The following is a 10,994-nucleotide window of genomic DNA, read 5'->3' on the forward strand; positions in this document are numbered from 1 at the left end:
GGTTCAACAATACGCTGAGGCAGCGGGTTTAGCGATTTATAAGACGTAGCTCAGCCTTCTCTAAAAGCCTGCGTAATCACATTGGCCTGTTATGGAATTTTATTCACCACTACGATGCATCATTACCTCTAGAGTTCTACCCAAACGCTATCTTGGCTCACTTGAAAGCGCTTAGCTAGTTGTCGAATTGACCCTTCGCCTCACTTATAAAGGGTGACAATGCGAAGACGTAAATCGGCGGAGTGGGGATGCATAGGGACTCCCAGAGGAGTACAAATGAGCGTACTGCAAAGCCTGCACACTGCTATAATTGATAGCGTCTCCATGGCCTAACAACTCTTACCCCGTGCGAATGGCGTAGCCATCTTCGAGCAAGTGAGTGGCAAAGCTGCAGCCGTTAGCTATGACGGGGCCAATCATTCAAAGTGGGACGACGCGATCGCTGAGCAACGAGCTGTCATAGAGCGTACGATAACGATATGAGGCTTTCCATCAGTTTCAACCGCTTCAACCCTTACTATTCATGGACACAGTCAATCAGATACCGTTTACCGAGTGGTCCTTCCTCGATTCTTAAACCGTGAATTTCATTTTCAAATCCGGGGAACTGGCGATCGAAATCACGCGCAAAGCGCAAATATTCTAGAATTAATTGCGTTTCTGGGGTGAACTGTTCACCTGGCATAATGACTGGAATACCGGGCGGATAGGGAACAACCATCGCCGCAGCCACCCGCCCGATCGCGTCTTCAACATCTACCCGCCCAACCCGACCATGGACGAGCACATCATAGGCATCAATGGGGCGCATCGCTGGTTCGGGCAGCGTTGTATACATATTTCGATTAGATTGCATGGCATGATTAACGCTATAAGCCTGATGGATCGCACTGCACAAATAGTGACTTACCTCAGATGTTGAGTTAACCTCAAAACGCCTGAATCAACACAAGGCGCATTTGCCATCCTTCCGGGCTATTGTCGTTGCGAGCGACTACCGCTCCACCGTTGACCGAAAGTGTACCGCCTTCCCAAAGATTCGCGCCCAGGGTTCCACCGACCGCCAACCAGGACTGCGGATTATCCCCTCCCTCGCCATCGGCGTAGGTTGCGCCGCCCGCCACGTAGTACGTGTCTAACGAGACCCAGACCTGTTCCCCTAAATCCTGGGTCAGATGGGCTTCGAGTCTAAACAGGGGGTTTTGGGAGGTGCGACTGGCGACAAACTGCCCAACCCTCTCGTTACTCGACAATGGCGGGGACTGATTATCGGTAAAGAAATCCACCACGGGCACCACTTCCAGCGTGGTGCGGTTGCCCGGTTGCCAATTTTCACTCAGCCGCATCACGATGGGAACACCCGCGCGAAATGTCCAGCGGTTGCTGCCAAGATTCACAACGTGATCGGCATCGTACTCTCCGGTGGGGATGAACATAGCGGCCAGGGCATAAACCTGCACCTGGGGGTTTTCTTCCACCATATATTGAACGTATTCTGGAATGTCCAGCCCCGGCGCATTGACCAGCCCAATTTTTAAGTGAGCATAGCTGTCTGCGAAGCCTTCTGCATTGCGGTCAATGTCTCTTGACCCGGCACTCAGGTCTACATCCGCCCAGGCATAGGGGAGCGAAAACACAAATTGCCCCGATGTATCGCCCAGGTTAAAGGTGCGGCTATAGGTGCCAACCAGGGCTGTTGTATCAATCTCCAGGTTCGGATAGACAACGGCGGCATCAACGGCGGTATTGGTTTCCTGATGAATCAGCTGAAATTCAATGGCGTTGATGCCAGATGGGGCTAACCAAAATATGCGAGGGCCATATTGCTGAGCCTGGGCCGGATGGGTAATGCCCATGGACAACGCCAGCCCAATCGCCGCTGACGCGAGGGAACGGCATGGGCCAGTAAGACGTTGGAATGAAAAAAGCATAATACTCCTCCAGGTGATAGTGCTAAATCAAAACGGTTCTCAGAACAGCCCCTCCCCCATCACACCGGAAGATTTTTCACCAGGCGAAATCCGATATGCGAGGTTCCGGTGTCTGGGGATTGGGCTTCACGGGCAGCGGGACGATAGCGACTGCAATAGTTTTTGGCACAGAGATAGGAGCCTCCTTTGATGACGTGCTTGGCAACCCCAGGGTCACGCGGATCAGAACTTTGCGCAGAATCGGCCATGCTTGGATTGGTGGCATGGTTCATGAAGTCGTGCCCAACGTGGTACCAGTCCTGTGTCCATTCCCATACGTTGCCCGTCATGTCGAATAATCCATATCCATTGGCAGGGAAAGAGCCAACGGGGGCTGTTCCCGCGTAACCATCGTCCTGGGTATTGTGGAAGGGAAAGTTGCCCTGCCAGGTGTTAGCTTTTTGGGCAGAGTAGCGATTACCCCAGGCAAAAATTTTGTCTTTCAACCCGCCCCGTGCCGCGTATTCCCACTGGGCTTCTGTCGGCAAGGACAAGCCTGCCCAATGGGCATACGCCTCCGCATCCTCATAGGCCACATGCACGACGGGATGGTTCTCTCGTCCTTCAAGGGTGCTACCAGCCCCTTCCGGGTGCTGCCAGTTGACACCGGGCACCCACTGCCACCAGGACAGCAGCGGCACCTCTCCCTGAGGCGACGGTTGAGCAATCTGAAAGACAACAGAACCGGGCGATCGCTCGTTCTCCGTTAAATCCGGAAACTGTTCCTGGGAGAGCGATCGCTCTGCAACGGTGACATAGCCTGTTGCATTCACAAACGCTGTAAATTCAGCATTCGTCACTTCGTATTGACCCATGCAAAACTCACTAATGGTGACATCCTCAGCGCTATGTTCTTCCGGGTAAAACCCATTGGAGCCAATGCGAAAATTACCGCCATGAATCAGCACCATACCCGCAGGGCAGGCTTGGGAAGGGCTTGCCCAGACCGGTACACAGGGCAACAGAACGGATAGCAGAACGAGCAGTCCCAGTAATTTTGGGAGTAATTTGGGGATGAGGGGCGATCGCACCACCCCTCGACGGCTCACCAACGGTGTGGATTTCATCGCTTCTTTCCGGAACACCTATTTCAACTCCACGTTCACCTGCTCGATGGTGCCGTCGAAGGCAAAAGGACGGCGATCGGCATAGTGGGGGGAGACAGGCGACCCCAGATCCGTACCGACATCGAAGGTTTCACTGGCTGTAAAGGCTCCAGGAACAGTGCGACCGACGGTGGTACGCGCCGCTTCTTCCCCATCCACCCGAATCACCACTTCTGCAGGCGAGAGCGGCATGGGGGATTGCAGCGTGGTTTCCACTTCAATACGATGTTGTCCGGCGGGAATTCGGGCCGTTTGAGCGATGTAACGCTCAATCAACTCCATGTTGTATTCGTACTGAATCTGCCCCTGATCCATAAACACGGTGAGACCGCCTCCCGACCCGCCCAGGGCGTACAGCACACCCGATGCGTTGTCCTCAAGGGTTGCATCAATCGTCACCCGGCTGCTGGCATGGCCAATGCCAGGGGCGGTGAATTCGGGCATCCGGGTGGTGGTCGCATCGAAGGTCCAACGGGTGTAGGGCGTGCTGATGCGATCGCTCGGATGCAGGCGTGTCCAGAGTGCCCCCCCAATGGGAAAGACCTTGTTTTGCTCTGCTTCCTCCAGGAACAATTGCTTCATGGCTTCCAGGCGTTCGGGTTCCTGGTCAGCCAGGTTGTTCATCTGCGTAAAGTCTTCGGTGATGTGGTACAACTCCCACACATCCTGGCTGGCATCCCAGGTATCCAGGCCAGGGTTGACCGTTTGCCAGGGAACCGTCGGGCCAAAGGTGCAGGCATACCAACCGTCGGCATAAATGCCCCGACTTCCGTTGATCTCAAAATATTGCCGCTGCTTGCGACCCGGCGCACGAGCATTGTTGAAGGTGTAGGCCATGCTGATGCCGTCGATCGGATCTTGGGGGAACCCATCCACCACTGCCGGGGGTTCAATCCCCAGGATGTCGTAGATCGTGGGGGCAATATCATTAACATGGTGGAATTGACTGCGGGGGGTGCGATCGGGTCGAATCTGTTGGGGCCAGGAGATGACCATGGGGTTGCGAGTCCCGCCAAAGTGGGAGGCCGCTACCTTGGTGTGGCGGAATGGCGTATTGCCGGCCCAACCCCAACCCGCGTGATACATATTGTCGGTTTTGGGACTGCCCAGCGCATCCAGTCCTCCCAACCCATCCAAGGCCTCCAGTTGCTGCTGGATGGTGTTGGGAATTTGGTTCTGGGCCAGGAGTTCGCTAATGGTGCCCGCCTGACCTTCGGCACTGGAACCGTTGTCACCCCAAATGTAAAAAACGAGGGTGTTGTCGCGAATGCCCAACCGATCCAGTTCATCAATCACCTTTCCGGCTTGCGCATCGGCGTGTTGTGCAAACCCTGCGAAGATCTCCATCAACCGCCGCTGGAAGGGCCGCTCCGAATCAGGAATGCTTTCCCAGGCCGCCATCGTCCCATCGCGAGGGGTGAGCTGGGCATTGGCCGGAATCCACCCCATTTGTTTCTGGCGGGCAAACACGCGATCGCGGTACGCATCCCAACCCTCGTCAAATTTTTTGTTATATTTATCCGCCCATTCCTTAAAAATATGGTGTGGCCCGTGGGCTGCTCCCGGTGCCCAGTAAAGCAAGAAGGGTTTGTCGGGGGCATAGGCTCGGTGTCGCCGCATCCATTGAATCGCTTTATCGGCGAGGTCTTCGGTTAAATGGTAGGTGTCATCAACGGGCGGTTCTACGGGGTTGGTGTTTTCGTAGAGGCGCGGTTCATACTGGGAGGTTTCCCCCGCCAGAAAGCCATAGAAATAATCAAAACCATGACCCGTCGGCCAGCGATCGAACGGCCCCATGGCGGTTGTCTGATTGGCTGGGGTGTTGTGCCATTTACCAAAGGCTGCCGTCTTGTAGCCGTAATACCTCAACACCTCGGCCAGGGTGGCACTGGTTTTGGGAATGAGGCCAAGATACCCGTCCCAATCCACGGCCCGCTCAGCGATCGTGCCAAAACTGGCCCGGTGATGGTTGCGTCCGGTTAATAGGGCAGCCCGAGTTGGGGAACAGAGGGCAGTGGTATGGAAGGTGTTGTAGCTGATGCCGCGATCGCGCAACTTCGTCAGGTTGGGGGTATGAATTTCCCCACCGAAGGTATCTGTTGTTCCGAAGCCCACATCGTCCATCATAATCACCAGCACATTGGGGGCATCGGCGGGAAGGTGATTGGCTTCAGCCCGTCGCGTCATCGAGGATTCCTGCAAGGTGGGTGCCGCGACACTGCCTGATGGAACGGGTGGAAACGGCAACACAGAACCATCGGAGGAGGCTGCTGGCATCGGAGGTGCAGCGGCCATTACCGCCCATGCACCCAGCGTCATGAACAAACTGCATAGACTGATGACCAGGATACGGATGAATCGTTGTCGGGGCATGGAAATTCTCCTGAAAAATCATCAGAGAAACAGGATTATGAAGCGACGCAGAAAGGTTTTGATACGGAGATATACACGTTTCGTAATGGCGGGAGGAGGGTGGATGTGAAACAGGATTCACATTCGCCATCATCCCCAGCACTTTCCCAAACTCATGATGAGGATGACGATTCGAGCCGTTCGATGGGTGGGGGTGCCCAGTTGCCCTGCAGCACTTCCGCCCCAGGCCAGTAGAGGCGCATCTGGAGCAGGAAATCACCGCTGGGTGCGGGTAACCAGTTCAATTGCTGATCCTCGGCTGGTGCTTCGTGCTGGATCAACAGGTCAATCGAACCATCGGGGTTTGTGGCTAAGTTGCTGCGATCGCCCAACACATAGCGATCGAGCGGATTATCCACAAAGAAACCATCCTGGTCATACATCGTGAGCGACCAGAAGGCACTCACCGGAGGCAGTTGCCCCGGTAAAAAGTGCATCCGGTAGCGATAGGCTCCAGTCAAGGGTCGATTTTCGGCATCAGTCGAGGTCATCGGATAGACTGCATCTTCCCGCAGATTAGCCCCCAGCCCAACGAGCGCAATGTAGGCGCGGTTGAGATAATTGGTTCCAAAATTCCCAGGGCTACCTAAACCAGTCTCAACATTGATCGTCCAACCATTTCGGATGTCGCCTTCGGGAGAGGTACTGGTAATGACAGCTAATCCATCCTGAACAGCTCGCTCCAATTCCTGTTGTATCGTTGGGTTCAGGGCATCCCAGTCAAACGATTGTCCGGGAATCAGTCCAATCTGCGCCATGCGCGCCACTAGAGGAGCATCGGCAGGGTAAGGCGGATTAGACTTGAGGAGTTCAGCAATCAGCGGAAAGAAGGTTCGCCCGTTCATCTCCCGAATTTGAAACAGGGGCGGTGTCGAAATATCCCAGTCTGGATTGGGGGGCACTCCCTGGGGGGGCGGGTAAAACCGACCATAGGCTGACAGCGGAATCAGGTGAAACTGCTGGTAGAGGTCGCGCACGTTCTGCACATCCTCTGCACTGTCAACTTTAATGCGTGATAGGAACCAGGCGATATTTGTGGTGGATTTGATCGTTTCCATGCCCTGGGGAATGTCCCCTGACCAACCAGTCCCCACAATCAGATACGTTTTGGCACCCAATGTGGTCGTGCGAGGACTGGGATCGGCCATAACATCCGTCCACATATTTAAGACATTGAGGAGGTAATAGCGATCGCCCATATCCGGCACCTCCAACACGATGGGTTCCTGCGACAGATCCAGCCACGCCGAACCATACAACGTATCGTTATTAGGACGCACCACATCTTTGAAGGATGCGTCTGGAAACACCTCAAAATAACCTAGTTGATTTATGGGGGCGTAAGCGTTGGGCTGGGGCGACAGCACCGACGTAGCCAGTCGTCGAGTCAACTCCATCACCACCAGGGGAAAACTATAGATATAGGCATCTCTGCCGATTTCATAGGCTTCCGTTGCCGTAACCTGAGCTGTCGTCTGAGATGCTGACATCGCTGATACTTGGGGAGGGGGAGTGGCTTGAGCCAGATTCTGACCTTTGGGTATCTGACCCAAGCCAACAACAGTTAGTAGGCTGATGAGGGCGATCGCCAAACATCGCATTAAACATTTTTCAGTCATTCTTTCCTCTTCAGGAAATGTGGATGGGTTGCAACCATTGAGTCCTGGGGGCTGATTGCTCAAGTCCGCACTTATTCAGCCGAACAGTAAAGCGACACCATAAGAACCGCATAAGACGAAACCTGCTTCAGGCGGCAACCCTGGAATGCCGACCAGTAAAGCGACACCATAAGAACCGCATAAGACGAAACTTTTCTTCATGCGGCAACCCTAGAGTAGCTACCGCAGCAGCGGCAAAGTCCCGACGGAGACATCCATGTCGACGGGATCTTCATAATCTGCGTTACCGTCCCCATTGCTGTCCCAGAGGGTGGTTGCAGAGTAGCCGCAGCAAATGTCTATCCCCTGTTCTGCTGGTGCGAAGAAGAGCGTACCGTTTTTGATTGAGCAGGCCAGTTCAGCTTGCTCTAATCGGGGTGCAAAGCGGTCTTTCAGGAGCCCCAACTGGGCCTCGCAGGCCTGATCTCCCGCTGGGCAGGTGAAGGGTTTGATAAAGATTGGGTCGTTCTCGGTCAGCGGCAGGTTGCCCAACCACTGACCGCTGCAGTTTCCGTCGCTATCAGGGAGTGACTAGCAGACGAAATTAGCCCGTTGCGGTTCTCACTCATTCTGGAAGGGGCAAACGCTCAGGGAACCGGAAGATTCGCATTCTGCCTCCAGGGCTGCAACCTAGTCTGGATACAGTTCGCGCGCCTGGTTGAGGGTTGCCTCGGTTTCTGCGGTTGTCGATTCCAGCAGGGTTCCTGGTTCTGGGACACTGTTTCCTAATTGAACAGAGCACCCGTTGGCCGCTGCACTCACCGCTAGGATCACCTTAGCAATACCCAAATGCTTAGCCCGGTAGCGGCACAGTACCAACCGAGATATCCACACCAGTAGGCTGTTCCAGGTACCCCTGTCCGTCTCCGTTTTCGTCATACAGACTGGTGGCAAAGTATCCACAGCGCATGTCTATTGCCTGTGGTGCGGAAGCAAAAAACAGGGTGCCGTTTTTCATGGCACAGGCAAACTCCGCCTGTTGCAACTGCTGAGGATAACGCGCCTGAATCAGCGACAGGTTTGCCTGACATTGTGAATCTCCAGCAGAACAGGTCATCGGTTTTGCAAAGGTGGGATCATTTGCCGTTAACGGCAGCGTCCCTAACCATTGCCCCGATCGCGAGCCGTTTGCTTCCGTTGGCGACCAGCAAAGAAAACTGGCTCGCTGGGGTTGTCCTGAATTTTGGTAAGGCTGAGCGATTAACGTTTCAGGGGGGCGACAGTCTGCTTCCAGCTTTGCCACCTGTTCTGGATAGAGTTGACGAACCTGAGCCAGCGTCGCCTCAGGACTGGGGCTGTAACTTAATAGCTGACCCGTCTGAGGACTGCGAGTGCCTACTTGTATGGTGCAGTTATCGGTAGTGCTGTTCACCAACAGCTTCACCGTTTGCTCGCCCCTGGTGTTGGTGTACACCGTTCCTTGCGGAATCGTTTCGGTGCTGACGGGGGTTTGGTTCATCCAAACTACATTTTGCTGGCGATCGTAGGCCCTCATTAGTGTTTGTCCGCTGGAGCTATAGACCCGTACGGTGTAGTTCGCTGCCTCGCAGAGGGCGAAGGTCGTTTCCTGAGCCATGGCTGGTTTTACCCAGAAGGATGAAGAAGCTGTCAGCGAAACAAATGCGATCGCAATGGATGGGAAAAAAGCTTTGGGTTGCATAACAGACCACACTCAACAATGAAGACAACACTTTGATATTTAGAAAATTTCTATCAAAAAAATTAAGGAGCTATAGGATTTCTACCCCTACACAAGAGGTCTAGAAGTCTTGCCAGCCAAAGATTCTACACCTGCCTCCTTTCCTAGAGATAATTGGTATGAGGAAATCTATAAAAACTTGAAGGTTTTTAGAACAATTCTGTCTTCGTGTCAGAACAAATTAGCTTAATAAACCCTAATCTTCTCTGGGCCAAGCTCCTGCTCGATATTCTGGTGTAGGAGCGAGTATTGCTTAGCCTCCTATCTATTGGTTAATTAAAGTTAATCAACTTAGTCATCTGGTTGACTGACAAAACTGTTGAAACCCTTATCCTGCCGTAGGTTGGGTTAGCGTTAGCGTAACCCAACAAAACCGTTATTGGTGTTAGGTTTCGCTTAGCTCAACACCAACCTACATCAGAACTTTTGTCAGTCAATCAACTTAGTCACACAGCCTTCTCAGTTTCAACTGAAAGCTACGGTAGAACCATAAGAACCAAATAAGATAATTATGCATTGTTCAGCCTACGGAAAATGCTAGGGAAATGCCTTCTTAGGTTGAATGGAACGCCTTGACCTGGACAGGCGAGACGCCTATCTCACAAGAGATGGCAAGGGACTTGAGAAAGCTGCACGGTGGGGGATCGGAGCAATAAAGGGCAGAAGGTTTGCCAGCAAATCAAGACCGAGGGTTTAACCCTGTTCTGGGGTTAACTTTAGCCGCTTCTTATCTTTGTCTTATGGTTCTCCCCTAGCTTGGGCATCGAAGGGCGATCGCTATTGATTAGCTAGGAAACCAAGCAGCGCAACGGTTTTCAGGCGTTAGGTGCGCAAATCATTCTACCCAACCTGCGTTCATTGCCCAAACGTACAACGTTCAAGTTATACCGATGAGTGTCTCCCCTACCCGTCAGCTGATTCACGCGACCCTGTTGTTATCCCTAATGGCGGGGAGTTCCTCCTTTCTAAGTGGGTGCAGCAGTAGCCAGTCAGAGTCAGAAGCAGCTACTCCGCCCCCTCTGGCCGTGAAGGTGCAATCGGTGGAGAATGGGACGCTGCAAAGTGTTTCTGAATTTGTGGGCACGTTGGAAGCCGCTGAACGGGTGGCATTACAACCGCAAACCAATGGGCGAGTGCAGCAGGTATTTGCGGCCAGCGGCGATCGCGTTACCCAAGGCAGCCCCATTCTGGCCCTCAGTGTTGACCAGGCCCAGGCCGATGTCGCCGGTGCCCAGGCGGGGGTTACGGTGGCCCAGGCGGGCGTGGCCACGGCTGAGGCCCAGCTGCAAACGGCCCAGGCGAACCGCTCGAAGGCCGCAGCGGAGGTGGAACTCCAGAAGTCAGAATCGGCTCGGGCCCAGGAACTGGTAGCAAAGGGAGCGATCGCCCAACGAGACGCCGAGATCGCCAAGCGCAATTTAGAGGGGGCGATCGCCGATTTGCAAGCGGCGGATGATCAGGTGAATGCCGCCCAGACCGCCGTCGCCCAAGCGAGGGCCAATGTGAGCCAGGCCCAGGCAAAGGTAAGCTCGGTTGGGGTGGGGTTGACCTATAAACAGGTAACGGCACCCATCGCTGGGGAGGTCGGCGATTTCAACGTCAAGGTGGGGGATTACGTCAGCGTCGGGCAAACCCTGACCACGCTGACCCAGAACAATACGCTGGATATGCGGATCACCGTGCCCTCTACCGAGAGCGGGCGGTTAACGGTGGGGCTACCGGTTGAGTTAATCGATCCCAACACCGGCAATCAAATCGCCACGGGCAGTATCAGCTTTGTCTCGCCGCGCATTGATGCCACCAGCCAGGGAATGCTGGCCAAAGCCCGGTTTGATAACCGACAGGGCACCCTACGCGATGGCCAGTATGTGAAGGCGAGGGTGATCTGGGGGCAGAGTTCCAAAATCATGGTGCCCCTGACCGCCGTGACCCGCATTGGCGGCCAGGGGTTTGTCTACGTGGTTGAAACCCAGGAAAAAGATGGCAAAACCGCTCAGGTCGTCACCCAGCGTCCGGTCAAACTGGGGGAGTTGCAGGGCGATCGCTACGAAATTTTGGAAGGCATCCAGACGGGCGACACCATCGCCGTGTCTAACACGCTGAAGTTAAGGAACGGCGCACCCGTTCAAGTGGAATCCTAGGGGTAGGC

At 54.2% G+C, this 10,994-nt stretch carries 8 protein-coding genes and 1 pseudogene; 1 reads left to right on the forward strand and 8 read right to left on the reverse strand.

Annotated elements, in window-relative coordinates; all coding sequences use genetic code 11:
• Positions 1–204 precede the first annotated feature (204 nt).
• From RRF56_RS00755 to RRF56_RS00790, 8 genes and pseudogenes are all read right to left on the reverse strand, one after another.
• A pseudogene (locus RRF56_RS00755) lies at positions 205–390 on the reverse strand (hypothetical protein); the annotation flags it as partial.
• Positions 391–517: 127 nt separating this feature from the next.
• Positions 518–898: a hypothetical protein gene (locus tag RRF56_RS00760; RefSeq protein ID WP_317033497.1), complete on the reverse strand. Its 381-nt coding sequence runs from the start codon at positions 896–898 to the stop codon at positions 518–520.
• A 31-nt stretch (positions 899–929) separates the two neighbouring features.
• Positions 930–1,931 carry a transporter gene (locus RRF56_RS00765; RefSeq protein ID WP_317033498.1) on the reverse strand — a complete coding sequence of 334 codons (1,002 nt, stop codon included), beginning with the start codon at positions 1,929–1,931 and terminating at the stop codon, positions 930–932.
• Positions 1,932–1,990: 59 nt separating this feature from the next.
• Positions 1,991–3,037, reverse strand: a complete 1,047-nt coding sequence (locus RRF56_RS00770; RefSeq protein WP_317033499.1) for a formylglycine-generating enzyme family protein — start codon at positions 3,035–3,037, stop codon at positions 1,991–1,993.
• 18 nt (positions 3,038–3,055) lie between these two features.
• Complete coding sequence (locus tag RRF56_RS00775; RefSeq protein ID WP_410510481.1) at positions 3,056–5,449, reverse strand: sulfatase-like hydrolase/transferase; 2,394 nt, start codon at positions 5,447–5,449, stop codon at positions 3,056–3,058.
• A gap of 152 nt (positions 5,450–5,601) precedes the next feature.
• Entirely contained in the window at positions 5,602–6,978 is a 1,377-nt protein-coding gene (locus RRF56_RS00780) for a DUF1254 domain-containing protein (RefSeq protein ID WP_317033501.1), read from the reverse strand.
• A gap of 348 nt (positions 6,979–7,326) precedes the next feature.
• Positions 7,327–7,638, reverse strand: a complete 312-nt coding sequence (locus RRF56_RS00785; protein ID WP_317033502.1) for a hypothetical protein — start codon at positions 7,636–7,638, stop codon at positions 7,327–7,329.
• Between the two features lie 301 nt (positions 7,639–7,939).
• A complete protein-coding gene (locus RRF56_RS00790; RefSeq protein WP_317033503.1) occupies positions 7,940–8,722 on the reverse strand; it encodes a hypothetical protein in 783 nt (260 codons plus the stop codon).
• 1,013 nt (positions 8,723–9,735) lie between these two features.
• Between RRF56_RS00790 and RRF56_RS00795 the strand changes: the two genes are divergently transcribed.
• Entirely contained in the window at positions 9,736–10,986 is a 1,251-nt protein-coding gene (locus RRF56_RS00795) for an efflux RND transporter periplasmic adaptor subunit (protein WP_317033504.1), read from the forward strand.
• Positions 10,987–10,994 lie beyond the last annotated feature (8 nt).

Source organism: Nodosilinea sp. E11 (assembly GCF_032813545.1).
In the GTDB taxonomy this organism is placed as follows: domain Bacteria; phylum Cyanobacteriota; class Cyanobacteriia; order Phormidesmidales; family Phormidesmidaceae; genus Nodosilinea.